This is a genomic window from Streptomyces malaysiensis subsp. malaysiensis (assembly GCF_040653035.1).
In the GTDB taxonomy this organism is placed as follows: domain Bacteria; phylum Actinomycetota; class Actinomycetes; order Streptomycetales; family Streptomycetaceae; genus Streptomyces; species Streptomyces malaysiensis.
Genome location: NZ_JBEZNG010000017.1, coordinates 74929 through 101176, shown reverse-complemented (window position 1 = coordinate 101176; position 26248 = coordinate 74929). Strand labels below are relative to the sequence as shown.

General features: G+C 70.8%; 23 protein-coding genes, 1 tRNA gene and 1 pseudogene. 14 read left to right on the top strand and 11 right to left on the bottom strand.

Translation table 11 applies throughout. The annotated features are described in order from the left end of the window. Positions 1 to 190: 190 nt before the first annotated feature. The 3 genes from AB0E24_RS29505 to AB0E24_RS29495 form a co-directional block, all read right to left on the bottom strand. Positions 191 to 1087, bottom strand: a complete 897-nt coding sequence (locus AB0E24_RS29505) for an acyl-CoA thioesterase (protein WP_069864008.1) — start codon at positions 1085 to 1087, stop codon at positions 191 to 193. Positions 1088 to 1146: 59 nt separating this feature from the next. Continuing rightward, positions 1147 to 2304, bottom strand: a complete 1158-nt coding sequence (locus AB0E24_RS29500; RefSeq protein ID WP_069864006.1) for an acyl-CoA dehydrogenase family protein — start codon at positions 2302 to 2304, stop codon at positions 1147 to 1149. 130 nt (positions 2305 to 2434) lie between these two features. Further along, a complete protein-coding gene (locus tag AB0E24_RS29495; RefSeq protein WP_250849179.1) occupies positions 2435 to 3127 on the bottom strand; it encodes an SACE_7040 family transcriptional regulator in 693 nt (230 codons plus the stop codon). A 117-nt stretch (positions 3128 to 3244) separates the two neighbouring features. Between AB0E24_RS29495 and AB0E24_RS29490 the strand changes: the two genes are divergently transcribed. From AB0E24_RS29490 to AB0E24_RS29475, 4 genes are read left to right on the top strand one after another with little or no spacing between them, the layout of a single operon-like run. After that, positions 3245 to 4897: a carboxyl transferase domain-containing protein gene (locus AB0E24_RS29490; RefSeq protein WP_093702289.1), complete on the top strand. Its 1653-nt coding sequence runs from the start codon at positions 3245 to 3247 to the stop codon at positions 4895 to 4897. A 50-nt stretch (positions 4898 to 4947) separates the two neighbouring features. Further along, positions 4948 to 7356 (top strand): ATP-binding protein, encoded by a 2409-nt coding sequence (locus AB0E24_RS29485; protein ID WP_359381581.1) that lies wholly within the window; start codon positions 4948 to 4950, stop codon positions 7354 to 7356. Continuing rightward, entirely contained in the window at positions 7353 to 8285 is a 933-nt protein-coding gene (locus AB0E24_RS29480) for a hydroxymethylglutaryl-CoA lyase (RefSeq protein ID WP_093703335.1), read from the top strand. The genes AB0E24_RS29485 and AB0E24_RS29480 overlap by 4 nt, the downstream gene beginning before the upstream one ends. 3 nt (positions 8286 to 8288) lie before the next feature. Then, positions 8289 to 9455 carry an acyl-CoA dehydrogenase family protein gene (locus AB0E24_RS29475; RefSeq protein ID WP_069864000.1) on the top strand — a complete coding sequence of 389 codons (1167 nt, stop codon included), beginning with the start codon at positions 8289 to 8291 and terminating at the stop codon, positions 9453 to 9455. Positions 9456 to 9808: 353 nt separating this feature from the next. On the opposite strand, the gene AB0E24_RS29470 is transcribed toward AB0E24_RS29475, so the two are convergent. Next, a complete protein-coding gene (locus AB0E24_RS29470) occupies positions 9809 to 11449 on the bottom strand; it encodes a beta-N-acetylhexosaminidase (RefSeq protein ID WP_069863998.1) in 1641 nt (546 codons plus the stop codon). Between the two features lie 103 nt (positions 11450 to 11552). Here AB0E24_RS29470 and AB0E24_RS29465 point away from each other — a divergent pair, with 103 nt between their 5' ends. From AB0E24_RS29465 to glmS, 3 genes are all read left to right on the top strand, one after another. After that, positions 11553 to 12461, top strand: a complete 909-nt coding sequence (locus tag AB0E24_RS29465) for a DUF4429 domain-containing protein (RefSeq protein ID WP_359381480.1) — start codon at positions 11553 to 11555, stop codon at positions 12459 to 12461. Between the two features lie 89 nt (positions 12462 to 12550). Next, positions 12551 to 12826 (top strand): hypothetical protein, encoded by a 276-nt coding sequence (locus tag AB0E24_RS29460; protein ID WP_055552634.1) that lies wholly within the window; start codon positions 12551 to 12553, stop codon positions 12824 to 12826. 90 nt (positions 12827 to 12916) lie between these two features. Beyond that, positions 12917 to 14749, top strand: a complete 1833-nt coding sequence (glmS, locus tag AB0E24_RS29455) for a glutamine--fructose-6-phosphate transaminase (isomerizing) (protein WP_102934747.1) — start codon at positions 12917 to 12919, stop codon at positions 14747 to 14749. A 624-nt stretch (positions 14750 to 15373) separates the two neighbouring features. Here the strand turns inward: glmS and AB0E24_RS29450 are convergent. After that, positions 15374 to 15895, bottom strand: coding sequence for a universal stress protein (locus tag AB0E24_RS29450; protein WP_069863992.1), 522 nt, complete (start codon positions 15893 to 15895; stop codon positions 15374 to 15376). 500 nt (positions 15896 to 16395) lie between these two features. Here AB0E24_RS29450 and AB0E24_RS29445 point away from each other — a divergent pair, with 500 nt between their 5' ends. The 5 genes from AB0E24_RS29445 to AB0E24_RS29425 all read left to right on the top strand — a co-directional run bounded on the left by AB0E24_RS29445 (position 16396) and on the right by AB0E24_RS29425 (position 19849). Next, complete coding sequence (locus AB0E24_RS29445) at positions 16396 to 16770, top strand: hypothetical protein (protein ID WP_306425003.1); 375 nt, start codon at positions 16396 to 16398, stop codon at positions 16768 to 16770. A 507-nt stretch (positions 16771 to 17277) separates the two neighbouring features. Beyond that, positions 17278 to 18600: a helix-turn-helix domain-containing protein gene (locus AB0E24_RS29440; protein ID WP_069863989.1), complete on the top strand. Its 1323-nt coding sequence runs from the start codon at positions 17278 to 17280 to the stop codon at positions 18598 to 18600. 5 nt (positions 18601 to 18605) lie between these two features. After that, entirely contained in the window at positions 18606 to 19214 is a 609-nt protein-coding gene (gene orn / locus AB0E24_RS29435) for an oligoribonuclease (RefSeq protein WP_069863987.1), read from the top strand. 108 nt (positions 19215 to 19322) lie between these two features. Then, positions 19323 to 19397, top strand: a tRNA-His gene (locus AB0E24_RS29430). A gap of 134 nt (positions 19398 to 19531) precedes the next feature. Then, the gene (locus AB0E24_RS29425) at positions 19532 to 19849 is read left to right on the top strand and encodes a hypothetical protein (protein WP_359381593.1); all 318 of its coding nucleotides are present in this window, start codon (positions 19532 to 19534) and stop codon (positions 19847 to 19849) included. A 4-nt stretch (positions 19850 to 19853) separates the two neighbouring features. Here AB0E24_RS29425 and AB0E24_RS29420 read toward each other — a convergent pair. The 5 genes and pseudogenes from AB0E24_RS29420 to AB0E24_RS29400 all read right to left on the bottom strand — a co-directional run. Beyond that, positions 19854 to 19982, bottom strand: a pseudogene (locus AB0E24_RS29420) (Tn3 family transposase); the annotation flags it as partial. A gap of 140 nt (positions 19983 to 20122) precedes the next feature. Further along, positions 20123 to 20893, bottom strand: coding sequence for a DUF899 family protein (locus tag AB0E24_RS29415; protein ID WP_099016941.1), 771 nt, complete (start codon positions 20891 to 20893; stop codon positions 20123 to 20125). 39 nt (positions 20894 to 20932) lie between these two features. Further along, on the bottom strand, positions 20933 to 21253 hold the full coding sequence (locus AB0E24_RS29410; protein ID WP_309145506.1) for an ArsR/SmtB family transcription factor: 321 nt from the start codon (positions 21251 to 21253) through the stop codon (positions 20933 to 20935). Between the two features lie 17 nt (positions 21254 to 21270). Further along, entirely contained in the window at positions 21271 to 21768 is a 498-nt protein-coding gene (locus AB0E24_RS29405; RefSeq protein ID WP_079257745.1) for an SRPBCC family protein, read from the bottom strand. A gap of 389 nt (positions 21769 to 22157) precedes the next feature. After that, positions 22158 to 23036: a helix-turn-helix transcriptional regulator gene (locus AB0E24_RS29400; protein WP_069863979.1), complete on the bottom strand. Its 879-nt coding sequence runs from the start codon at positions 23034 to 23036 to the stop codon at positions 22158 to 22160. 105 nt (positions 23037 to 23141) lie between these two features. On the opposite strand from AB0E24_RS29400, the gene AB0E24_RS29395 reads away from it, so the two are divergent. Beyond that, complete coding sequence (locus AB0E24_RS29395) at positions 23142 to 23840, top strand: SDR family NAD(P)-dependent oxidoreductase (protein WP_093703946.1); 699 nt, start codon at positions 23142 to 23144, stop codon at positions 23838 to 23840. A 557-nt stretch (positions 23841 to 24397) separates the two neighbouring features. Then, positions 24398 to 24613, top strand: a complete 216-nt coding sequence (locus AB0E24_RS29390; protein WP_146055580.1) for a hypothetical protein — start codon at positions 24398 to 24400, stop codon at positions 24611 to 24613. A 765-nt stretch (positions 24614 to 25378) separates the two neighbouring features. On the opposite strand, the gene AB0E24_RS29385 is transcribed toward AB0E24_RS29390, so the two are convergent. Further along, complete coding sequence (locus AB0E24_RS29385; RefSeq protein ID WP_069863971.1) at positions 25379 to 26233, bottom strand: helix-turn-helix domain-containing protein; 855 nt, start codon at positions 26231 to 26233, stop codon at positions 25379 to 25381. Between the last annotated feature and the right edge of the window lie 15 nt (positions 26234 to 26248).

Here is a 26248-nt window from a genome sequence, read left to right as displayed (position 1 = left end):
GACGTAGGGCGAGGCCCTGCCGTCCCCGCGGGCATACGGCGGGTCCGGGCCACCCTGGCGGACATCCGGCGGGCCCCGGCCATCCCCGCGGACTTACGGCGGGACCGGGCCACCCTGGCGGGCATCGGGCGGGCCCCGGCCATCCCCGCGGGCATACGGCGGGACCGGGCCGCCCCGCCGCCCGCCGCGCTCACTTCTTCTTCCCGCGCGGCACCCGCATGACCCCCTCCTGGATCACGGAGACGGCCAGCCGCCCGTCGGCGGTGAAGATGCGGCCCTTGGCGAGCCCGCGCCCGCCGGACGCGGAGGGGCTCTCCTGGTCGTACAGCAGCCAGTCGTCCACCCGGAACGGCCGGTGGAACCACATGGCGTGATCCAGGCTGGCCCCGACGATGTCGCCGACCGTCCAGCCGCCGCGCCCATGGGCGAGCAGCACGGAGTCCAGCAGCGTCATATCGGAGACATAGGTCGCAAGGCAGACGTGGAGCAGGGGGTGGTCGGCGAGGCCGTCCAATTTGCCGTTGGTCCGGAACCAAACCTGCGACTTCGGCTCGCGCGGCCGTCCGACGCTGCCGAAGGGCGGCTCGTCCACGTACCGCAGATCGACCGCGGCGCGCGCCTGGAGCATCCGCTCGGTCACCCCGGGGCTGAGGAAGAGGTGCTCATAGCGGGGCAGCAGTTCCTCGGCGGTCGGCAGGGAGAGCGGATCCGGTACGTCCGGCATCGGCTCCTGGTGCTCGAGGCCCTCCTCGTACAGCTGGAAGGAGGCCGAGAGATGGAAGATCGGCTGCCCGTGCTGGACGGCGACCACCCGGCGGGTGGTGAAGGAGTGGCCGTCCCGGATCCGGTCGACGGTGTAGACGATGGGCGCCCCGGGGTCGCCGGGCCGCAGGAAGTACGCGTGCAGCGAATGCGCCGAGCGGTCCTCGGGGACGGTACGGCCCGCGGCGACCAGGGCCTGGGCGGCGACCTGACCGCCGAAGACCCGCGGTACGAGGGGTGCGGCGTCGCTGGTGCCGCGGAAGATGTCCTCCTCGATCTGCTCGAGGTCGAGCAGATCGAGAAGGCCCTGAAGTGCGTCATTCATGGTTCAAGCAGTCTTGCAGACCCGTATTGCGGTCCTGTTGCCCCTGGTCATGACGGTCGTCACAGCCCCATCGACTTGGCGATGATGGACCGCATGACCTCGCTGGTGCCGCCGTAGATCCGGTTCACCCGGGTGTCCGCGTACAGCCGGGCGATGGGGTACTCCATCATGTAGCCGTAGCCGCCGTGGAGCTGGAGGCACCGGTCGATGACGACGGCGGCGCGCTCGGTGGTGAAGAGCTTGGCGGAGGCGGCGTCGGCGGCGGTGAGCTCGCCCGCGTCGTGCGCGTCCAGGGCCCGGTCCACGACCGCCTGCATCGCGTCCACCTCGGACTTGCAGTCCGCGAGCACGAACTTGGTGTTCTGGAACGACGCCACCGCCTGGCCGAAGACGGTCCGGTCCTTGACGTACTCGGTGGCGAACCGTACGGCGGCCACGGCCTGTGCGTACGCCCCGACGGCGATGCCCAGGCGCTCCTGCGGCAGATTGTGGGCGAGGTAGCCGAACGCCTTGCCCTCCTCGCCCAGCAGGTCCTCCACCGGCACCTTGACGTCGGTGAAGGAGAGCTCGGCGGTGTCGGAGGTCTTCAGGCCCAGCTTCTCCAGCTTGCGGCCGACCGCGTAGCCCTCGCTCTTGGTGTCCACCACGAGGATGGATATGCCGCCGCGGCGGTCCTCGGGGGTGGGCGGGGCGGTGCGGGCGCAGACCAGCACCCGGTCGGCCAGGACGCCGCCGGTGATGAAGGTCTTGGCGCCGTTGAGGACGTAGTGGGTGCCGTCCTCGGAGAGCTTGGCGGTGGTCTTCATGCCCGCCAGGTCGGAGCCGGTGCCGGGCTCGGTCATGGCGATGGCGGTCATCATGTCGCCGGAGACGAAGGAGGGCAGCCAGCGCCGCTTCTGCTCCTCGTTGGCGTACTTGAGGAGGTACGGCAGGCACAGCGCGGTGTGGACGCCGCTGCCGCCGAAGCTGACCCCGGCGCGGGCGGTCTCCTCGGTGATCACGGCGTTGAACTTGAAGCTGGTCTCGCCCGCCCCGCCGTACTCCTCGGGCACCTCGATACCGAAGACGCCGAGCTCGCCGAGCTTCTTGTAGAACGCCCGCGGGGCCTGGCCGGCCTCCCGCCACTGGTCGTAGTACGGCACGACCTCGGCCGCGATGAAGTCGCGGATGGTCTCCCGGAACGCCTCGTGGTCCTCGTTGAACACCGTACGGCGCATATTGGCGCGGCCCTCCTTGCGGCTAAGCCGCCGCCGCTGTCCGCGGATCCGCCCGGCCGCCGTCGTGATTCCTCAATGATGGCTTGGCAGCACTCACCTAAGCGCTTGCTCAGTGAAAGCTACCCGCGAGTCACAGATCCTGTCCAGCCTCTACAGGGCCCGGTTCTCCCCCAGCCACCGCCGGGAGGTGCCCCCTCCGGGCCGCCCCACTCGCCGCGCCGTCCGCGCCATGGGCACCGCCGAAGGCGCCGAGGGCCAGCCGGCGCAGCAGGGCGGCGGTGGCCGCGCGCCCCGGGAGGGCACCGGGGCGGCCCAGGTGGGGGGTGGAGTTGAGCAGTCCGAAGACGGCGTGGACGCACGCGCGGGCCTCGGCCTCGGCGAGCCGGGGGTAGACCTCGCGCACCACCTCGACCCACAGCTCCACGTACTGGCGCTGGAGCGAGCGCACCAGCTTGCGGTCGGTGTCCCGGAGCCGGTCGAGCTCGCGGTCGTGGAGGATGATCAGCGGGCGGTCGTCGAGGGCGAAGTCGATATGCCCCTCGATCAGCGAATCCAGCACCTCGGCGGGCGTATGCCCGGCCCCCTCCCCCTCGGCGGCCCGCCGCTTGCCCCCCGTCAGCAGCCGGCCGCTGATGCCGACGAGCAGCTCGGCGAGCATCGCCTCCTTGCCGGGGAAGTGGCGGTAGAGACCGGGACCGCTGATGCCGACCGCCGCCCCTATCTCGTCGACGCCGACGCCGTGGAAGCCGCGCTCGGCGAAGAGCCGGGCGGCCTCCTTGAGGATCTGCTCACGGCGGGTCGGGGCGGCTGCTTGCGTGCTCATGAAATCAATTCTAGACAGCGGGGTTAGTGGTCGTTAACCTGGTAGTAACTAGTTAACGTTCACTAACGGGACCCGAGCGGGACCGATGAGCGAGACCGAGCGAGGGGGCTCGTAGCCATGGAGCAGGCACCGGCGCTGCGCAGCGGCGCCGACCCGGCGTCCGACGCCTGGCAGGCCAATGAGGCCGCGCACCGCGAGCTGGCCGCGCGGCTGCGCGAGAGGCTGGCCGTGGCGCGGCTGGGCGGCGGGGAGAAGGCGCGGGCGCGGCACACCGCGCGCGGCAAGCTGCTGCCGCGCGACCGGGTGGACACACTGCTGGATCCGGGCTCCCCGTTCCTGGAGCTGGCGCCGCTCGCGGCCGAGGGGATGTACGGCGGCCAGGCCCCGGCGGCGGGGGTGATCGCCGGGATCGGGCGGGTGGCGGGCCGTGAGGTGGTCGTGGTCGCCAATGACGCCACGGTCAAGGGCGGCACGTACTACCCGATGACGGTGAAGAAGCATCTGCGCGCCCAGGAGATCGCGCTGGAGAACCACCTGCCGTGTGTCTATCTGGTCGACTCCGGCGGTGCCTTCCTCCCCATGCAGGACGAGGTCTTCCCGGACCGCGACCACTTCGGGCGGATCTTCTACAACCAGGCGCGGATGTCCGGCGCCGGGGTTCCGCAGGTCGCGGCGGTGATGGGGTCCTGCACGGCGGGCGGGGCGTATGTCCCGGCGATGAGCGACGAGGCCGTGATCGTGCGCGGGCAGGGCACGATCTTCCTGGGCGGGCCGCCGCTGGTGAAGGCGGCCACCGGGGAGGTCGTCTCGGCGGAGGAGCTGGGCGGCGGCGAGGTCCACTCCCGGGTCTCGGGCGTCACCGACCATCTGGCGGAGGACGACGCCCACGCGCTGCGGATCGTCCGTTCCATCGTCGCCACCCTGCCACCGTCCCCGATGCGGCAGGGGTCGCCGCCATGGCCGCTGGAGCCCTCCGAGGAGCCCGCGGTGGACCCGGCGGGGCTCTACGGGGCGGTGCCGGTCGACTCGCGCACGCCGTACGACGTGCGGGAGGTCATCGCGCGAGTGGTGGACGGCTCGCGGTTCGCCGAGTTCAAGGCCGAGTTCGGCACCACACTGGTCACGGGCTTCGCGCGGATCATGGGCCATCCGGTGGGCATCGTCGCCAACAACGGCATCCTGTTCTCCGAATCGGCCCAGAAGGGCGCCCACTTCATCGAGCTGTGCGATCAGCGCGGCATCCCCCTGGTCTTCTTGCAGAACATCTCGGGCTTCATGGTGGGCCGCAGCTATGAGGCGGGCGGTATCGCCAAGCACGGCGCCAAGATGGTGACCGCCGTGGCCTGCACCCGCGTCCCCAAGCTGACGGTCGTGGTCGGCGGTTCCTACGGCGCGGGCAATTACTCGATGTGCGGCCGGGCCTATTCGCCCCGCTTCCTGTGGATGTGGCCCAACGCCAAGATCTCCGTGATGGGCGGTGAGCAGGCCGCCTCCGTGCTCGCCACCGTCAAGCGCGACCAGATGGAGGCGCGCGGGGAGGAGTGGAGCGCCGAGGAAGAGGAGGCGTTCCGGGCCCCGGTCCGCGAGCAGTACGAAGCGCAGGGAAACGCCTATTACGCCACCGCCCGGCTGTGGGACGACGGTGTGATCGACCCCCTGGAGACCCGCACGGTGCTCGGTCTCGCCCTTACGGCCTGCGCCAACGCACCGCTGCCCGGCCGTACGGCCACCGAGCCCGTGGCGCCCGGCTACGGCGTCTTCCGGATGTGAGGGGGATGCACCCGATGAGTGCTACGAAGGCGGCCGGCCCGTCGCCCGCGATGTTCGACACCGTCCTGGTGGCCAACCGCGGTGAGATCGCCGTGCGCGTCATCCGCACCCTGCGGCGGCTCGGGGTGCGCTCGGTCGCCGTCTACAGCGACGCCGACGCGGACGCCCGCCATGTGCGCGAGGCCGATACGGCGGTGCGGATCGGGCCCGCCCCCGCCGCGGAGAGCTATCTGTCCATCGAGCGGCTGCTGGAGGCCGCGGCGCGCACCGGCGCCCAGGCCGTCCACCCCGGCTATGGCTTCCTCGCGGAGAACGGCGCGTTCGCCCGCGCCTGCGCCGACGCCGGGCTCGCCTTCATCGGGCCGCCCGCCGGGGCCATCGAGCTGATGGGCGACAAGATCCGCGCCAAGGAGACCGTGCGCACCGCCGGGGTGCCGGTGGTGCCGGGCTCCTCGGGCAGCGGGCTGACGGACGACCAGCTCACCGCGGCCGCCCGGGAGATCGGGATGCCGGTGCTGCTGAAGCCCTCGGCGGGCGGCGGCGGCAAGGGCATGCGGCTGGTCCGTGACGAGGCGCTGCTCGCCGACGAGATCGCGGCCGCCCGCCGGGAGGCGCGCGGGGCGTTCGGCGATGACACGCTGCTGGTGGAGCGCTGGATCGACCGGCCCCGGCATATCGAGATCCAGGTGCTGGCGGACGGTCAGGGGCACGCCGTCCACCTCGGGGAGCGCGAGTGCTCGCTCCAGCGCCGCCATCAGAAGATCATCGAGGAGGCGCCCAGTCCACTGCTGGACGAGGCCACCCGGGCGCGGATGGGCGAGGCGGCGGTCGCGGCGGCACGGTCGTGCGGCTATGTGGGCGCGGGCACGGTCGAGTTCATCGTGCCGGGCGACGATCCGTCCGCGTACTGCTTCATGGAGATGAACACCCGGCTCCAGGTGGAGCATCCGGTGACCGAGCTGACGGTGTCGGTCGGCGGGCGGACCGGTCTTGACCTGGTGGAGTGGCAGCTGCGCGTCGCCGCGGGCGAGCAGCTGCCGTTCGGGCAGGACGACATCGCCTTCGCCGGCCACGCCGTGGAGGCCCGTATCTGTGCCGAGACCGCCCGCGCGGCGGCCGACGGCCGGGTGGACTTCCTGCCCTCGGCCGGCACCGTGCTGGCGCTGGACGAGCCGGAGGGCGAGGGGGTGCGGGTCGACTCCGGGCTGAGCGCGGGCACCGAGGTCGGCACGGTCTACGACCCGATGCTCGCCAAGGTCATCGCCCACGGCCCCGACCGCCCCACCGCCCTGCGCCGGCTGCGCGCCGCGCTCGGCTCCCTGACCGTCCTCGGCGTGGACACCAACACGGGCTTTCTGCGCCGTCTGGCCGCCCATCCCGCGGTCGCCTCGGGCGAGCTCGACACGGGCCTGGTCGACCGCGCGGCGGCCCAGTTGATCCCGGCGGCCGTCCCGGAGGAGGTCTATGCGGCGGCGGCCCTGCTACGCCAGGCGGCGCTGGAGCCCGCGGCTCCGCGCGGCGGCGGATCCGGTGGGCGCCCGGAGCCCGGCGGCTCCGCCCTCGGCGGCCCGGCCGCGGACGTCTGGGTCGATCCGTTCTCGGTGCCGACCGGCTGGCGGCTGGGCGCCGAGCCCGCCTGGACCGTCCACCGCCTCCGCGTGGCGGGCCACCCCCCGGTCACGGTCCGCGTCCGCGGCCGGGCCCACGACGCGGAGGTGCGCATCGAGCGCGCTGACGCCACCCCGGCAACAACCGGCTCGACGGCCCGCCCCGGCGGAACCCCGACAGCAGCCGAGGCGACGGACCGCCCCAGCGGGCCCCAGGGCACGGGCCAAGGCACCCCGGAGACCCCCGCCACCGGCCGAACGGACCCGCGCCCGGCGGCCGACACGGGCGCGGGCACCACCACTTCGGCCCCCGCAGACGCGGGCGCGGGCACAAGCACCGCTCCGGCCCGCGCGGAGGCGGACGCCGCATGGCGTCCGGCCGCCGACGCCGACGCGGGTGCCGACGCGGGTGCGGGTGTGCGGGCGCGGCTCATTGCCCTCGACGAGGGCTCCGTGTTGCTGGACCTCGGCGGGGTCACCCACCGGTTCCGCCATGCCGGGCACGGCGCGAGCCACTGGCTGGGCCGGGACGGGGACGCCTGGCGGGTGGTCGGGCACGACCCCGTGGAGGAGGCGCTGCGCGGCGGGGCCGCCACCGCGCACGCCGGGGAGCTGACGGCGCCCATGCCCGGCACCGTCACCGTCGTGAAGGCGGCCGTCGGCGAGGAGGTCACCGCAGGTCAGGGCCTGCTGGTGGTCGAGGCGATGAAGATGGAGCACCTCATCTCCGCGCCGCACGACGGCACCGTCACCGAGCTCGAGGTGACCCCCGGCAGCACGGTCGCCATGGATCAGCTGCTGGCGGTCGTCACCCCGCACGAGCCGCAGGAGAGCGAGGAGCGTGAGCGATGACCCTCCCCATGACCGTCCCGGCCCCCGGGCTGCCCGCCCGGGTCCGGATCCACGAGGTGGGCCCGCGCGACGGGCTCCAGAACGAGAAGGCGCTGGTCCCGGCGGCCATCAAGGCGGAGTTCATCCACCGGCTCGCCGAGGCCGGTCTCACCACCATCGAGGCCACCAGCTTCGTCCATCCCAAGTGGGTGCCCCAACTGGCCGACGCCGAGGAGCTGATGCGGCTGATCGACGACGTGGACGCCCGGCTCCCCGTGCTCGTGCCCAATGAGCGCGGGCTGGACCGCGCCCTCGCGCTGGGCGCGCGCGAGATCGCCGTCTTCGCCAGCGCCACGGAGTCCTTCGCCAAGGCCAATCTCAATCGCACGGTGGACGGCGCGCTGGAGATGTTCGAACCGGTCGTCGCCAAGGCCAAGGACGCGGGCGTGACCGTGCGCGGCTATCTGTCGATGTGCTTCGGCGACCCGTGGGAGGGGCCGGTCCCGATCTCCCAGACCGTCTCGGTCAGCCGCCGGCTGCTGGACATGGGATGCGACGAGATCAGCCTGGGCGACACCATCGGCGTGGCCACCCCGGGCCATGTGCGGGAGCTGCTGGCCACGCTCAATGAGGCGGGTATCGCCGACGACCGGCTGGCCGTGCACTTCCACGACACCTACGGCCAGGCGCTCGCCAACACCCTCACCGCGCTCCAGCACGGTGTGACCACCGTCGACGCCTCCGCCGGGGGCCTCGGCGGCTGCCCCTACGCCAAGAGCGCCACCGGCAATCTCGCCACCGAAGACCTCGTGTGGATGCTGGACGGCCTCGGCATCGAGACCGGGGTCGACATCGGCCGTCTCACCGCCACCAGCGTGTGGATGGCCCGGCACCTGGGCCGGCCCAGCCCGTCCCGCACCGTCCGCGCCCTCTCCCAGAAGGAGACCTGAGCCATGTCGATCGACCACCGACTCTCCGCCGAGCACGAGGAACTGCGCCGCACCGTCGAGGCGTTCGCACACGATGTGGTCGCACCCAAGATCGGGGAGTACTGGGAGCACCATGAGTTCCCGTACGAGATCATCCGCGAGATGGGCCGGATGGGGCTGTTCGGCCTGCCCTTCCCGGAGGAGTACGGCGGTATGGGCGGGGACTACTTCGCGCTGTGCCTCGCCCTGGAGGAGCTGGCCCGGGTGGACTCCTCGGTGGCGATCACCCTGGAGGCGGGGGTCTCGCTCGGCGCGATGCCGATCTTCCTCTACGGCACGGAGGAGCAGAAGCGCACCTGGCTGCCGGGGCTGTGCTCCGGGGAGACCCTGGGCGCGTTCGGCCTCACCGAGCCCGGCGGCGGCTCGGACGCGGGCGCCACTCGCACCACGGCCCGGCTGGACGAGTCCACGGGCGAGTGGGTGATCAACGGCACCAAGTGCTTCATCACCAACTCCGGTACGGATATCACCGCGCTGGTCACGGTCACCGCCGTCACCGGCCGCAAGGAGGACGGCCGCCCCGAGATCTCCTCGATCATCGTGCCCTCCGGCACCCCTGGCTTCAGCGTGGCCGCCCCCTACTCCAAGGTGGGGTGGAACGCCTCGGACACCCGCGAGCTGTCCTTCTCCGACTGCCGGGTCCCGGCCGCGAATCTGCTGGGCGCGGAGGGCCGGGGCTACGCCCAGTTCCTGCGGATACTGGACGAGGGCCGGATCGCGATCTCCGCCCTGGCCACCGGGCTCGCCCAGGGCTGTGTGGACGAGTCGGTGGCGTACGCCAGGACCCGCGAGGCGTTCGGCCGCCTCATCGGCTCCAACCAGGCCATCCAGTTCAAGCTGGCCGATATGGAGATGCGCGCCCATATGGCCCGGGTGGCCTGGCGGGACGCGGCCTCCCGGCTGGTGCTGGGCGAGCCGTTCAAGAAGGAGGCGTCGATCGCGAAGCTCTACTCCTCCGAGGTCGCGGTGGACAACGCCCGCGAGGCCACCCAGATCCACGGTGGCTATGGCTTCATGAACGAGTATCCGGTGGCCCGGATGTGGCGGGACTCCAAGATCCTGGAGATCGGCGAGGGCACCAGCGAGGTCCAGCGCATGCTGATTGCGCGGGAGCTGGGGTTCGCAAGCTGAACAAGCGGCGTTGAGCACCGCCCGGCGGGCACCGCCTCAACGGCGGTGCCCCACCGGGAAGGTGCGGGCCCCGGCCCCCGGCCGGGCGGCGGACCCCACCGGTCCGCCCACCCCCGTGGCCGGACCTCGGGGCCCGGCCCGAGGCCCGACGCCGTGACAACAACCCCCGGGCACGAGCCGGGCGGCACCGCCTCCAACCCACCCGCCACCCGCCAGGGCGGGCGCCCGGGCGCCGGAAACCGGAGCCCGAGGGCCCGAGGCCGGGAGCCCGGAGCCCAGGGCCCGGAGCCCGAGGCCGAGGCCCGGAGCCGGGAGCCGGGGGCCCGGGGGCCCGACGCCCCCCGGGGAGAGGCTCAGTCGTTGGGCCAGGGGATCTGCGGGGAGTGGTAGTACTCGATCCCCAGCGCGTCCCAGCGGGGGCCCTGCGCCGCCACCCGCACCTTGTACTCGTCCCAGTCATGTGCGCTCGCGGGTGCCCAGCCGAGTTCGGCGATGCCGGGGAGGCGCGGGAAGGCCATGTACTCGATATGCGAGCTGGTCTCCAGGGTCTCCGTCCACAGCGGCGCCTCGACCCCGAGCACCGAGGACGCCGGGGCGTCCTTGATGTATGTGCCCGGGTCCCAGTCGTAGGACTGCTTCGCCTCGACGTACCCGGCCCAGCTCTGCCCCAGCGGCGTGTTGGCGTCGTACTTCATGTCCAGATAGGCGCGGTTGGCCGGTGAGAGGACCAGCCGGGTGCCCGCCTTGGCCGCCTCCGCGACCTCCTTCTCGCTTCCGTCCGTCCCCCAGTACTGGGCGATCGCGCCCTTCGCGGGATGCGCGCCGGTCAGCTGGTGCCAGCCGACCACCGTCTTGCCGTACTTGGCGACGACCGGCTGCACCCGGTCCATGAAGGCCACGTAGTCCTCGTGGCTGGTGGAGTGGGCCTCGTCCCCGCCGATGTGGAGGTAGGGGCCGGGGGTGAGCGCGGCGAGCTCGCGGATGACATCGTCCACGAAGTCGTAGGTCACCTCCTTCGGCACGCACAGCGAGCTGAAGCCGACCTCGGTGCCGGTGTAGAGCGGCGGGGCGACGCCGTCGCAGTTGAGCTCCGCGTAGGAGGCGAGGGCCGCGTTGGTGTGGCCCGGCATGTCGATCTCGGGGACGACGGTCAGTTCACGGCTCGCCGCGTAGCTCACGATCTCGCGGTAGTCGTCCTTGGTGTAGTACCCGCCGGGCCCGCCCCCGACCTGGGTGGAGCCGCCGTACGTGGTCAGCCGCGGCCAGGAGTCGATCGCGATCCGCCACCCCTGGTCGTCCGAGAGGTGCAGATGCAGCGTGTTGATCTTGTAGAGGGCCAGCTGGTCGATATAGCGCTTGACCTTGTCCACGCCGAAGAAGTGCCGGGAGACATCGAGCATCGCGCCCCGCCAGGCGTAGCGCGGCACATCGGTGATGGTGCCACGGGAGACCCGCCAGGGGCCCGCCTGCCGGGTGGTGCGCTCGACGGAGGTGGGCAGCAGCTGCCGCAGCGTCTGGACGCCGTGGAACAGCCCCGCGGAGCTCCGCGCGCTGAGGGTGATCGCGCGCCCGGTCACCTCCAGCCGATAGCCCTCCTCGCCCAGCTTCCGCACCCCGGCGGCGTCGGGCGTCAGCCGCAGCCGGATGCCGTCGTCGCCCGACCGGGTGGTGACGGGCAGTCGATATCCGGTGGAGGGGCGCAGCAGGCCCGCCAGATAGTCGCCCACCCGACGCGCCGGTCGTGCCGAGCGGTCGGCGCCGGACACCCGGATACGGGTGTCCGGGCTGATCGCGTACGAGCCCTCCACGGACCGTACGGACGCGGGCGCGGGCACCACCCGGTCCAGCGGGATCGGGGCGGCCGCGTCGGCCGCGGCCGACGCGGGAGGAGCCGGAGAAGCCGGAGAAGCGGAGGCGGAGGAGGCCGCGGTCCCCGCCCCGGCGGCCACGGTCAGCAGCAGGGAACACAGAAGTCGAGCACGGCGTCGTCGCACAGGGGGTCCCTTCAACGAAACGTGGCATCTTGGGTACCGCGAGGGTCAGTTGCGGTCAAGGTGTAGACCAATGTGTCGCCGTGGGGCTGTCAGAATTCACCGCATGGCGGAAATCACCCAGCGCGACGGCGCCTGGAGCTTTGACGGGGAAGCGCTCCGGATCGTCCCGGGGCGCGATCGCGGCGTGCATGCCGTACGGCAGACGCTCGGCGAACTGACCGTTCCCCTGACGGCCTTGGCCGGTGTGGCCTATGAGCCGGGGCGGAAGTCGGGCCGGCTGAGGCTGCGCCTTCGCGAGGGGGCGGACCCGCTGCTCCAGGCCACCGGCGGCAAGCTGCCGGACGCCGCCGATCCGTATCAGCTCTCGGTGGAACCGGAGCGCAGGGACCTCGCCGAGTATCTGGTCGACGAGGTGCGCCGGGCCCTGACCCTGGAGCAGGTGCCGCCCGGCCCGTGTGACCGCTATGTGCTGCCCGGCCCCTCGGTGCCGATCTCGGCTTCGGCGGGCGACGCCACGGCGTCCTTCGACGGTGAGCGGGTCCGGCTGGACTGGAACTGGAAGACCGAGGAGTCGAAGAAGTCGGGCGGCCCCCGCAGCATCCTGCTGCCGGATGTGGAGATGGTGGAGTGGGTCCCGGCCGCCGGACTGGAGAACGGCTACCTCCGCTTCATCGTGGCGAAGGCCACGGCGACGGCCGCGCCCAAGTACGACCCGCATGCCGTGGTGCTGTACGGCTTCAAGAAGGACCCGCTGATGGCGCTGATCGCGGCGGCCGTGGTGGCGCGGATGCCGCATCCGGGCGCCCCGGCGAAGGCGCTCCCCGCCCAGGCCACCGCCCCCGAGCCGCCCGCGGACACCCCGCCTGCCGGGGGCGAGGAGAGTGATGTGGATCACGACGCCCTGCTGCGGCGGCTGCGGGAGCTCGGCGATCTCCACCGGAGCGGGATCCTCACCGAGGAGGAGTTCAGCACCGCCAAACAGGCGGTGCTCCGCCGCTTCTCCGGCGCCTGAGCCGCGGATTCTTCGTCGCCAAGCCCAGCTCCTGCCCGATATCGGGCAGGAATGTTGCGAAACACCTCGCCGCACCGCAGTATCAACGGATGCTCGACCGCCGTATGTCCCACGATGACCTCATCGACCACCTGGTCCGCAGTACGCCGCTCAGCCGCGGCGAGGCGGCCCGGGTGGTGCTGGACGTGCTGGCGTACTTCGACGAGACGACGGAGGAGTTCGTCCGGCGCCGCCACCGCGAGCTTCAGTCCGGCGGGCTGACCAACGCGGACATCTTCGAGCGGATCACGGCCGAGCTGCCGTACCGCGCGGTGGCCCCGCCCGAACTCTCGCTGCGCCAGCTGCGCCGCATCGTCTACGGCTGACGGCGCCGGTCCGCGGCGCCCGTCCAGCGGGCCGCCGCCGGACACGAGCACGAGCACGCACGAGCGATCCAATGGGAGGGCCTGAACACCATGTGCGGAATCGTCGGATACATCGGGAAACGCGATGTGGCACCGCTGCTGCTGGAGGGGCTCCAGCGCCTGGAGTACCGCGGCTATGACTCCGCAGGCATCGCCATCCAGGGCAAGCCCGCCAAGGGCACCCAGAGCGCCGGGCTGAAGACCGCCAAGGCCAAGGGCCGGGTCCGCGAGCTGGAGGCCAGGCTTCCCAAGCGGTTCACCGGCACCACCGGGATCGCCCACACCCGCTGGGCCACCCACGGCGCGCCCAATGACACCAACGCACATCCGCATCTGGACGCGGACGGCAAGGTCGCCGTCGTCCACAACGGCATCATCGACAACGCCGCCGATCTGCGCGCCAAGCTGGCCGCCGACGGTGTGGAGCTGGTCTCCGAGACCGACTCCGAGGCGCTCGCCCATCTCATCGGCCGCTCCCAGGCGCCCACCCTGGAGGAGAAGGTCCGCCACGCGCTCGCGCTGGTCGAGGGCACCTACGGGATCGCCGTACTGCACGCCGACTTCCCGGACCGCATCGTCGTCGCCCGCAACGGCTCACCGGTGGTGCTGGGCATCGGCGAGAAGGAGATGTTCGTCGCCTCGGACGTCGCCGCGCTGGTCAGCCACACCCGCCAGGTGGTCACCCTGGACGACGGCGAGATGGCCACCCTCAAGGCCGACGACTACCGCACCTACACCACCGAGGGCAGCCGCACCTCCACCTCCCCCACCACCGTGGAGTGGGAGGCCGAGTCGTACGACATGGGCGGCCACGACACCTATATGCACAAGGAGATCCACGAGCAGGTCGACGCCGTGGACCGGGTGCTGCGCGGCCGGATCGACGACCGCTTCTCCACCGTCCATCTGGGCGGGCTCAACCTGGACGCCCGCGAGGCGCGCGGAGTGCGCCGGGTCAAGATCCTCGGCTGTGGTTCGGCCTACCACACGGGCCTGATCGGGGCCCAGCTGATCGAGGAGCTGGCCCGGATCCCGGCGGACGCGGAGCCCGCGAGCGAGTTCCGGTACCGCAACCCGGTCGTGGACCCGGACACCCTCTACATCGCGGTCAGCCAGTCCGGCGAGACCTACGACACCCTGGCGGCCGTCCAGGAGCTCAAGCGCAAGGGCGCGCGGGTGCTGGGCGTCGTCAACGTGGTGGGCAGCGCGATCGCCCGGGAGACGGACGGCGGGGTGTACGTCCACGCGGGTCCTGAGGTGTGCGTCGTCTCCACCAAGTGCTTCACCAACACCGCCGTCGCCTTCGCGCTGCTCGCCCTGCACCTGGGCCGGATCCGCGATCTCTCGGTGGCCGACGGCAAGCGGATCATCGCCGGGCTGCGCAAGCTGCCCGAGCAGATCGCCGAGGTGCTGCGCGGCGAGGAGGAGATCAAAAAGCTCGCCGGGGAATATGCGAACGCAAAGAGCATGATGTTCGTCGGACGGGTCCGCGGCTATCCGGTGGCGCGCGAGGCGTCCCTGAAGCTGAAGGAGGTCTCCTACGTACACGCCGAGGCGTACCCGGCCTCCGAGCTCAAGCACGGGCCGCTCGCGCTGATCGAGCCCGAGGTGCCGACCGTGGCGGTCCTGCCCGACGACGACCTGCTGGAGAAGAACCGCGCGACGCTGGAGGAGATCAAAGCCCGCAGCGGCCGGATCCTGGCCGTCGCCCACCGGGAGCAGGAGAAGGCGGACCACACGATCGTGGTACCCCGCAACGAGGTCGAACTCGACCCGATCCTCATGGGCATCCCGCTCCAACTGCTCGCCTACCACACGGCGCTGGCGCTCGGCCGGGACATCGACAAGCCCCGCAACCTCGCCAAGTCGGTGACGGTCGAATAGGGCCGCACCGCCCGCGACCTCGGCGGACCACTCGGCGGTCCCCCGCGTGTGCCACCACGCACGCGGGGGCCGCCTCCCCTTCGCCGGCGTCGCCTTATCACGCCGACGGCTGGCCGCCGCGCGGGAACCGTCACTTCCCGCGCGACAGCACGATTGAACGGTTTGTACCCCTCACAAACGCACAATCCACCTCTACGCACGGGTAGGTTCGGCCGTTGTCAAGATGAACTTGACGCCATCTCGTCCGCGGTCAACCGGAGTTGAAGGTGTCCGGTTCCAGGCGCCCCATGAAGTCGCGCCGACGGCAGAGGTTTTGGAATCAACAATGCGCTTGGGTCAGAGACGCCGGGGCGTGGGGCGCGGGAGGCCCGAGGGGCCACAGGAGTGCTCAGAAGGGCTCAGAAGGACCCAGGACGGCCCGCGAGGACGCGGTTGAGCCCCGGCGACCCGGCAAGACCCGGGGAGGACTCGGAGCCGCTCAGGGGCGGTTCGGGGACGCTCGGAACGGCTCCGGGGCGGTCTGGAGCGGCCCTGCGGACACTCAGGGACGACTCACGGACACCCAGGGACGACTCACGGACGCTCAAGGGATCTCCAGGCGACGCTCAGAAGACTCGGGAACGCTCAGGGGATGACGATGACGGGCCGCTGCGCCCGCCGTGCGAGCCGCCCCGCGACCGAGCCGAAGATCCGCCCCACCAGCCCGTGCGTGGAGCCCACCACGATGGCGTCGGCCGCGTACTCCCGGCCGACCTCCTCCAGCTCATGGCAGATGTCCCCGCCGCGTTCGACGAGGATCCAGGGCACCTCGGCGAGATGGTCGGCGCAGGCCAACTCGAGCCCCAGCACCTCGGTGCGGTGATCGGGGACATCGACGAAGACCGGCGGCTCACAGCCCGCCCAGACCGTCGTCGGCAGCCGGTTGGCCACATGGACGATGATCAGTCCTGAGCCTGAGCGCCGGGCCATGCCGATGGCGTAGGCGAGGGCGCGTTCGCTCGACATGGAACCGTCGAATCCCACCACAACACCGTGCTGGAACGCTGGATCGCAGGAATGACGTGTTTCTTCCGCCGCTTCGGGGTGCGCCATATGATCGGCGACCCGCTTGCGGTCCGCGGGTTCGGGGATTTCGTGACCGGCCATCGGTGTCTCGGCGAAGGATGTCCTCGTGCGGAGGGATCGGCGGGGGCTCAGGTTGGGGGTCGTCGGGGGACTTGAGCTCCGCTGGAGCTCGGCGGACGGCCTCGAGCGGTCGAAATCCGTCCGGGATTCATCTTTCCAAGCCCTTACCCCCAAGGGTACGGCGGCATTCACCACCTGCCCAGAGGTAGCCACGGGAGCGGAGCCGCCCGAAGCGTTCCCCGGAGCATGCCGGAGGGCGGCCCGTAACGCAATGCCCCAAGTGGTCCCCCATCGGCCCGGGGCCGGGCCCGGAGTCCGGCCGGGCCGGGCCGCCGCGGTGGGTCGTGCGGCCGCCCGGCAGTGACCTGGGAGCGGGCCGGGCGTTGTAGTAGCGGCACCGGTTGCGGCATCCCCGGCCCGACGCGCTCACCTGCCCGGATCCACCGCCCGCCGCCCCTTCACCGCCCCTGCGCGCAATCCCCTGCCGACACCTCGCCGGCCGTTCGAGAGGAACCCTGCCCGTGCCCGTCGCCCGCGAGTACGACGCCCCCGGCGGCACCCCCGGCGGCGGGGCCGGGGCGCCCGGACGGCCCCACATTCCGAGCCCCGCTCGAGCCCCGGTCCAGGCCCCCGCTAGCGACGCGGTGAGCGAGGTGATCCGCTGGGCGGGCTTCAGCTGTGCCGTGGTCCCCGTCGTCCTGCTCCTGTGCGGACTGCCCTTCGGCGCCGCCCTGGGAGCCGCCGCGGGCCTGGCCGCCGTGACGGCCGCCAGCCACGCCCTGCTGCGCCATTCCGAGCGCACCGCGGCCCGGCTGGACGCGGACGGCGTGAGCCCGCACCGGGGCCGTCACGGCCGTACGGGGATCGGCGCGCACCGGGGCGGCCGCCGCGTCTGAGACATGACAACGAACCGGACCGCGACCCGGAACCGGGGACGCGGTGCGTGATGCTCCGCGCACTCAGCGCTGATGGAGCCTCGCTGGAGAACCGCTCAAGCCTACGGAAGTACGAGGGTGAGGTACGCCGGTCGTATGACGCATCCGTACGTCTGCGCCCGCTTGTTTTCGGCCAACTTCCGGCCACACTTCTTCCCTTGGCAAACACCGTGCTCAACCCCCGTCCGGCCAGCGTGGAAAGGGGTCCGCGAGGCATGTACCCCCTACGGGAAGTGGGTGTCCGCACAAGGCGTACTTCACAGCGAGGGCTACGAGTGCAACGCTTCGTGATCGAATGCTTCGCGCCAAGTTGTCATGTCGACATAGTGGCGGGTGGTGAACTGGTCACGGCGACCACACGCGACACAGTAGATTCGATCTTGGCCATGACCGGCGGGGGAACCGTTCAGGACCGAGGGGAAACGTGCAGGACCGAGAGGACGCGACCACCGAGGGGGGCTTAGTGCCATGAGCCAGGACTCCACGACCGTACCGGAGACCTCGCGCAAGCTCTCCGGACGCCGGCGACGAGAAATCGTCGCGGTGCTGCTGTTCAGCGGCGGCCCCATCTTCGAAAGCTCCATCCCGCTCTCCGTCTTCGGTATCGACCGGCAGGACGCCGGAGTCCCTCGGTACCGACTGCTGGTGTGCGCGGGCGAAGATGTGCCACTGCGAACAACTGGCGGACTGGAACTGACCGCACCATACGGCCTGGAGGCACTCTCCCGGGCCGGCACCGTCGTCGTACCGGCCTGGCGGTCGATAACCCAGCCGCCACCGGCCGCCGCGCTCGACGCGCTGCGCCGCGCGCACGAGGAGGGCGCGCGGATCGTGGGCCTGTGCACCGGGGCCTTCGTACTGGCCGCCGCCGGGCTGCTGGACGGCCGCCCGGCGACCACCCATTGGATGTACGCACCGACGCTCGCCAAGCGCTACCCGTCGGTCCATGTGGACCCCCGAGAGCTCTTCGTCGACGACGGTGACGTACTGACCTCGGCGGGCACCGCCGCCGGGATCGACCTGTGCCTGCACATCGTGCGCACCGACCACGGCGCGGACGCCGCCGGCGCCCTCGCCCGGCGCCTGGTCGTCCCACCGCGCCGCAGCGGAGGGCAGGAGCGCTATCTGGACAGGTCATTACCAGAGGAGATCGGAGCGGATCCGCTCGCCGAGGTCGTGGCGTGGGCGCTCGAGCATCTGCACGAGCAGTTCGACGTCGAGGCCCTGGCCGCCCGCGCCTATATGAGCCGTAGAACCTTCGACCGCAGGTTCCGCTCGCTCACTGGGAGCGCTCCACTCCAGTGGCTGATCACCCAGCGGGTGCTTCAGGCGCAGCGGCTCCTGGAGACCTCCGACTACTCGGTCGACGAGGTCGCCGGCCGCTGCGGCTTCCGCTCGCCGGTCGCGCTGCGCGGGCACTTCCGGCGGCAGCTGGGGTCCTCCCCGGCCGCCTACCGGGCCGCGTACCGCGCCCGCAGGCCCCAGGGCGGGCCCGCGGAGCGTCCGGACCGCCCCGACCGCCTGGAGCGGCTGGAGCGGGCCGACCGGCCCGACCGGGCCGAGGTGATCGAGCCCCGTACGGGCGACCACGCCCTGCCGCTGCGGCGGCCGGGCGCGCCCGGCGGTCCCACCGGTCACTCGGGGCACCCTCCGCACCACCATCACGCTCCGCATCCGGAACCTGGCAAACCGGAGTCGGATGCCTACGCCCCACGCCTGCCCGAACAGGCCGCGGGCCGCGCCCCAGGCCGTCCGACCCTGCCCGGCCAGCGGGAACGCCCCGTAGGGTGAGACGTATGAACGATCGCATGGTGTGGATCGACTGCGAGATGACCGGGCTCTCGCTGGCGAACGACGCGCTTATCGAGGTGGCCGCGCTGGTCACGGACTCCGAGCTGAACATCCTGGGCGACGGAGTGGACATCGTTGTCCGGCCCCCCGCGGAAGCGCTGGTCACCATGGTCGAGGTGGTGCGCGATATGCACACCACCTCCGGCCTGCTCGCCGAGCTCGAGGGCGGGACGACGCTCGAGGATGCCCAGGACCAGGTCCTGGGCTACATCCGCGAGCACGTCCCCGAGGCCGGCAAGGCCCCGCTGTGCGGAAACTCGGTCGGTACCGACCGTGGCTTCCTCCTGCGAGACATGCCGACGCTCGAGAGCTACCTCCACTACCGGATCGTCGACGTCTCCTCGATCAAGGAGCTGGCCCGCCGCTGGTACCCGCGGGCCTACTTCAACAGCCCCAAGAAGAACGGCAACCACCGAGCGCTCGCGGACATCCACGAGTCCATCGCCGAGCTGCGCTACTACCGGGAAGCGATCTTCGTCCCGGCGCCCGGCCCGGACTCGGACACGGCGAAGTCGATCGCGGCCAAGCACGTCCTGCCCGCCCGGTCCGCCTGACCCGTACCGCCGTCCCGGTGCTCGCTCCCGACTCCCCGAAAGCCGGGAGCGAGCACCCCTCCGGACCCTGTACACTTTTTCTCGGCCGGTGCGGAAAGCGCCGGTCATGGTGGGTATAGCTCAGCTGGTAGAGCACCTGGTTGTGGTCCAGGATGTCGCGGGTTCGAGTCCCGTTACTCACCCTCCACGATCAAGGGCCTGACCTGGGAAACCAGGTCAGGCCCTTAGTGCGTCACGAGGACTACCACCGCGGAGCCGGATCCGCCCGTCCCTGCTCCAGCACGTCGAGCCAACTGGCGTGTGCCACAGCCCTCAAGGTGAAGGACATCACCTTCGGCGCGGAGCGCTCCACGGTCTCCATCCAACGGGCATGGAAGAAGGCCAAGAAGGGCGCGCCAGGGGGCGCCTACTATCTCGGCGCGCCCAAGACCCGGAAGGCACGGCGGATCCTCCGGCTGACACCCGCCCAGGAGGCCCTGGCACGGCGGCTTACGGTCGGCCGGCCCGCGGAGGCGTACCTGTTCCGCACGCCTGCGGGGAAGCACTGGCGGCACGCGAGCGCCAATGGAGAGCCCCAGGGCGGTCACGGCGAGGTTCTGCGGGGAGTCTTTTGCCTCCTCCGGCATGGACGATGAACCTCCGCAGGATGTCTTCCCAGTGCCGCTCGATCCTGGCCAGGTCGACCCGGCCGCGGGCCGCGTCCTGGAAGGCCCCGTAGTCCGCGGTGCGGTCGATGCGCCACATCTTCTGATCCGACAGGTCCGCCACGGCTGCCGAAGACTCCGCCTCCGCCAAACCCCAGGTCAAAGCCCTCTCAAGCCCTCCCGAGGCTTAGCGCCGGTTTTCGTTCGATTATCCGAACCGGCGGCTGATCGCCAACCACTCGGGACTGCGAGCCGACTGTGCCGTCACGGTCGAGGCGTGAGGTCGTCGGAGCGCCCGGCCTCGATGCGGGACCACTGGGGGATGGGACGTCCGTTGCTCCGCAGGCCGACGTGGTCGGCGGGTGTTCCCTGGCCACGCAGCCAGCCGGGGGGCGAGTCCTCCCACAGCTCCTGGCGTCCGTACACGGTGAGGTCCATGAGCGCGTAGCTGTAGTCCGTCGCCTCCACCCCGCGCAGCGTCGTCCAGTAGGTCTCGTAGACGCGGTCGCCGTCGCGCAGGTAGCAGACCAGGTGCATCATGCCGACGTGGCGTCCGACCAGAAGCTCGTCATGCGACGGAAGGGCCGAGTACCACGGCACCTCCCAGCCCATGAAGTCCCGGTAGCGGCGGCTTTCCTCGTACGGGCCTTGGCAGAAGACCGCGTAAGTGATGTCGCGGGAGTGCAGGTAGGACAGCTCCTGCACCTGGGTGGTGACCCAGGTGCAGCCCTCGCACTGCCCGGCCGCGTCGTGGCCGTCGTGCCACATGAAGTAGTAGGCGATGAGCTGCCGGCGCCCTTCGAACGCGTCGAGCAGGGTGACCGGCCCGTCGGGCCCGGTCAGTTCGAGGTCGGCGGCCACCTCGACCATGGGCAGCCGGCGCCGGGCCGCGGCGATCGCGTCGCCTTCCCGGGTGTGCGCCTTCTCGCGGACTCGCAGCTTGTCCAGTTCGGCCTGGAAGGCGGCCCGCTTGGCCACCGGCGGCAGCGCCGGCGCACGGTCAGGGTCTCCCCTCCAGCTGTCGTGCTCGGTCACGATCGTGTCCAATCGTCGTAAGTCATCAGTCGTCTTCCGTCACTCGGAGGCTTCCGGGGCTGCCGGGCCGGGGCGCTCCGCCAGTTCCCTGAGCCGCAGCAGGCGGGTCTCCCAGGAGCGGCCGATCCGGTCCAGTTCCCGGGCCAGCGCGCCGAGCCGGACGCCGACCGCGAGATAGACGACCTCGCGCCCGCGCTGCTCGGACTCGATCAGCCCGACCTCGCGCAGCACCTCCAGGTGCTTGCCGATCGCCTGTCGGCTCACCGGCAGCACCCGGGCCAGCGTGGACGCCGACTTGGGGCCCTCGCCGAGCCGGGTGAGGATCTCCCAGCGCGTCGGGTCGCCGAGCGCTGCACACACGACGGGGAGAGTGGCGGTCACGGTTGCGTCGTCGGGGTCGGCACGGACTTCTCGACGAACGCCTTCGCGGCCTCCAGTTCGGCGAGCCACCCCTTGTCGTTGCCCTCGCGCTCCTTCAGCCACGCGGCCGGGTCGTCGGCGAGGCCGGAGAATCCACTCTCGACGACGCGTAGCGTCACCCCGCCGCCGTCCCTCTCGTCGATCCAGAACTGGACGAGGGTCGAGGGCGTCGACTCATCCCGGAACGGAGTACCGATCCAGCGGAACGCGGCGTAGCGCGGCTTGTCCAGCGTCACTGTCCGGAACCGGAACTCGCCCAGCGTCGGATGGCGCACCACGGCCACGTCGCCCTCGTAGCACAGGTCCGGGTCGGCCTCGACCGCGCCGTCGTTGACATACCAGCCGGGGCGCGCGATCAGCTCCCAGACCCGCTCTGCCGGGGCGTCGATGTCGATCTGCCGGGCGATCCGGTCAAGCTCGGTGAGCTCGGCGTTGGTGTAGGTGGTGTCGTTCATGGCTTCCTCCCTCGGGTGTTTCCCGCGCATTTATCCGCAACCCAACGGTTGCACATCGGAGCCCATAACTGCAACCTAACGGTTGCAGTTGTGTCGCGCCGTCGAGCACCACCCTGCGCCGCACCCCCCGTAACGACACCACCGTCCGCCTTGCTGAAGGAGCCGGGGGAACCTGGCGCCACAACGCCTCCTGCAATCACTCACGGTGATCACGAGCTCTCGCGCCCCGAGGAATACGCGACTCCCAATTACGCGAGGTCGCCAGTTGACCCCCGTCTTCCAGAGAGGGAACCGGCTCCTCCCCGCTCTGGTCGCCACCAGCACAGATAACTATCGGTGGAGATGCACAACGGCTTCTGAGCCGTCGGTCGGCCGATGGGCGGGGCGGATCAGTTGCGCGTGCCGGCCGGTGGGCCGACGACGGTGGTGAGCTGGAGTTTGGTCTCGTCCTCACTGCCCGGCGCGGCGGTCATGATGACAATCTTGAGCTCCGTGTCGCCGTCGGTCAGGACATCGCAGTCCACCGTGACCGGGCCCACCGACGGGTGATCGACCCTCTTGTGGACCTCGCGGTTCGCGGTCACCTCTCCCGTCGCCCACAGTTCGGCGAACCTCTCGTTGCCTGCGTTCAGGTCGCGGACCAGCGCGGCCAGGCGGCTGTCCCGGGGGAAGCGGCCGGTGGCGCGGCGCAGATCGGAGACGAGGGCGGCGTCGGCGGTGTCGGGGTCCGTCTCGGTGACCGGCCACAGCGCGAGGGGGGTGTGATCGACGTCCACCGGGAACCTGTCGCGGGCGAAGTTGCGCATCCGCGGCGGCGAGGCCAAGGGGTCTCCCAGCAGGGCGGCCCACCCGTGGTTCCACCACACCAGTTGCCAGTCCGCCGCGAACACGGCCACCGGTACGTCTCCGAGGCGGACGAGTACCCGTTGCATACCGGGCGGGAGATGGTCGCAGATCGTGCCGTCCGCCGGCGGCACGATCCGGGCCAGCCGGTAGAGGTGGTCCCGCTCGGCGGTGGACAGTTGGAGAGCGCGCGCCAGGGACGCCACTACCGACGCCGAGGGTGTCGTGGCCCGCCCCTGCTCCAGGCGCACGACGTAGTCGACCGACACTCCGGCCAGGTCGGCCAGTTCCTCGCGCCGCAGCCCGACAGCCCGGCGCTTGCGGACGACCGGCAACCCAGCGGCTGACGGGGGCAGCCGGTTCCGCCACGTGCGGATCATCGCGCCCAGTCCAGCTCCGGGGGGTGTCGTCGCCATGCTCTCCATCCTCCCGCGTCCCCGATCACATGCGGGGGCGCGAGGGTGGTACTGGTCTTCCCACCGTCGAAGCGTCCCTGGTCCGGCTCCCTCGTCGAGGCAACTATCGAAGGCATGACGATCACTTTCATCACCGGAGCCAACAAGGGCATCGGCCGCGAGACCGCCCGCCGCCTCATCGCGTGCGGTCACACCGTTCTCCTGGGAGCCCGCGACCGTGAGCGGGGTGAGGAGGCAGCCGCCGCGCTGGGCGCACGCTTCGTCCCCATCGACGTGACCGACGACGCGTCCGTGGCCGCCGCCGCCGCGGACGTCGCCGAGCACGAGGGCAGGATCGATGTCCTGATCAACAACGCGGGGGTCCAGGGTCCCTTCGGTGATCCCGGCGACCTCACCGCCGCCGACGCCCGCGCCGTCCTCGACGTCAACGTCATCGGCGTGGTCCGCACCACCACCGCGTTCCTGCCGCTGCTGCGCCGTTCGGACGACCCCGTGATCATCAACATCAGCAGCGGCATGGGCTCCCTCGCCTTCACCCACGACCCCGGCCGGTCCGAGTCGCACGTCGTCGTGCCGCTGTACGCCTCCTCGAAGGCGGCGCTGACGATGTTGACCACGCAGTACGCCAAAGGGCTCAAGGGCATTCGCGTCAACGCCGCCGACCCCGGCTACACCGCGACCGACATAAACGGTCACAGCGGCTCCCAGACCGTCACCGAGGGCACGGACGCGATCATCGCCCTCGCCACCGAGGGGCCCGGTGCCGGCACCGGACGCTTCATCGACCGCCATGGCGAGATCGCCTGGTCCTGAGACCGGCGGTGCCGGGTCACCGGCCCTGAAGAACAGAACGGGCAGAACATCGAGACCGGTCCCGGACAGGAGAACCGCTGCCGCTACTGGCGTCGGCGGAACCTCCGGCCGAGGTGATCAGGACGTACGAGCCGGGGCCCGGCACGTCGAGACGGTAGCCGCCGTCGGGCCCGGTGACCGCACGGTCCAGACGGCGTTCCACATCTCCGCCGCCTTCTTGGTGTTCGCCGCCCTCGTCGCCGCGTTTGTACTCAAGCAGAAGGGCGGGGAGAGCCTCGCAGAGGCAGATGCCGCCGTCGGGATGGCGGAAGGATGACGATGCTGCGGCAGCTCGGGTTCCTGACCGGAACTACTGCGCGACGCACTGGACTTGCGAGTGAGCACGGAGACCACCCGCGCCACCCACCTCCTGCGCGCCCTGCTCGTCCTGACGAACCTTGAAGTCAACCGCTGACAGACGATCTACTCCGGAGACTGCCGCCTCCGACCAGCGCGAGAACCTCGGGAGACCGTCACGCCAGCCCTTTGACCTGTGCCTTCAAGTTGGCGGAGGCTCAGTGACCATCGCCATCGACTTCGCTGGAGTCATCCACGCCTACAGCGGCGGTTGGGCCGACGGCACCATCTACGACCCGCCCTTCCCCGACGCCCTCGACGGCCTCCGCACGCGCATGGAGCAGGACACCTTCCCTGTTCGTCTTCACCACACAAGACATCGGCCAGGTCGCCGAGTGGCTGATCAATCAGGGCTTCTCCTGCCGCACGGGCTATGACAGGCCGGAACGAAAGCGGTGTGCTGCTGGTCACTAACAGGAAGCTCGCGGCGACCGGGCCGTCCGCTTCGAGAACTGGGACCAGGCGTTCACTGACCTCAGCCGCTGATACGACGACGGGGCGTGCCCATGATCTCCCCAGACCAGCGGGGGGTAGAGATCGTTGGATGGTCCGCGCCTCGGGTACTGCCGGTAACGCCCACGTGTAGGTAGCCGCTGATGCTGATGGCACCTAATTGAATAGTGCAACCGTCTCGACACCGAGCGCACGAGCAGTGAGCGCGAGATGGTCGATAGACGTCCCGTACTGCGCCAACTCAATGCAGTAGATCGTATGGCGGCTGAGGCCGGTCCGCTCGGCCAGCCGCTCCTGTCATAGCCCCCTGGCCCCTCGCGGAGGTCCCTGATGCGATCGCCTACGCGGCCTGGAGCGCCCAGTCGGATAGAGGATCAGTCGGCACCCGACCACGCTCGGGCTGTCGTGATCATTCGCCAGCAACGTGTTGCGGCAAGGCCGTTTGCTACTCGCCCGGGGGAACGCGGAGCCCCCTCGGGGTGTCTGTTCCCACGGGAACAGACACCCCCTCATCCACCCCCCGCACCGTCATTCAGCGTCATCGAATCTCGCCCGTATGCCCCGAATTCGGGAATCACCACAGGTCATAATATGTTCAAGGATCTGGTTCGAGTCCCGTTACCCACCCTCCTCCAAGAGGCCGCTGACCTGCACAAATGGGTCGGCGGCCTCTTTCGTCGTACCCGAGGTCAGTGCAGGGCCTCGATGGCTTTGAGGATCAACGCCCGTGCCTCGGCCCCGTACACGGCCATGCCACGCAGCTGCTCGAACGCCTTCAGGTACAGAGCGATCTCGGAGGGCTGGTTGATCCGTACTCTCGCGGACACCAGTTCCACGGACACGAGCTTGTCGTCATACACATGGAAGGTCTCGCGTGGCCACTGGGAGCGCTGGTGCGCGGCCGCCGGGATGATGCCCAGGGACACCGCGGGGATCGCGCCGGCGGTGAGGAGGTAGCCGAGCTGCGCCGCCATCGCGTCGGTGTCGGCGATCTGGCAGTGCAGGACGGACTCTTCGATGAGCAGGGCGAACCGGCGGCCGGGGTCGTGGATGACTCGCGAGCGGTCGACCCGGGCACGCGCGGCCTCGGTGCTGTCGTCAACAGGGAGTTCACGGAAGCGGGCTGCCGACCCGAGGACGCTGGTCGCGTAGCCCTCGGTCTGAAGCAGGCCGGGGACGAGCGTGGACGAGTACACGCGGAAATGGTTCGTGGCGCGGAAGAGCTTGCCGGTGTTCTCCTGCAACTCTGTCAGACCCCTGCGGATCTGATGGCGCCACTCCCTGTACATCGACTCGGCGTTCACCGATTGCACGACGATGTCCTGTGCCTGGGACTGTGTTCCGAGGGCAGCGCACCACTGGCGGATGTCGTTGGCCGTGGGACCGGTGATCGCATTCTCGATGCGCGACGTCTTGGAGTGGTGCCAGCCGCACCGGTTTGCCAGCTCGGTGATCGTCAGTCCTGCCTCCTTACGGAGGTCGCGCAGGCGTCCGGCGACGGCCTCGCGAGCGGCCTGGGCGGACGAGGAGGGGGAGACGGGCATGAGCTGGCCTACGAT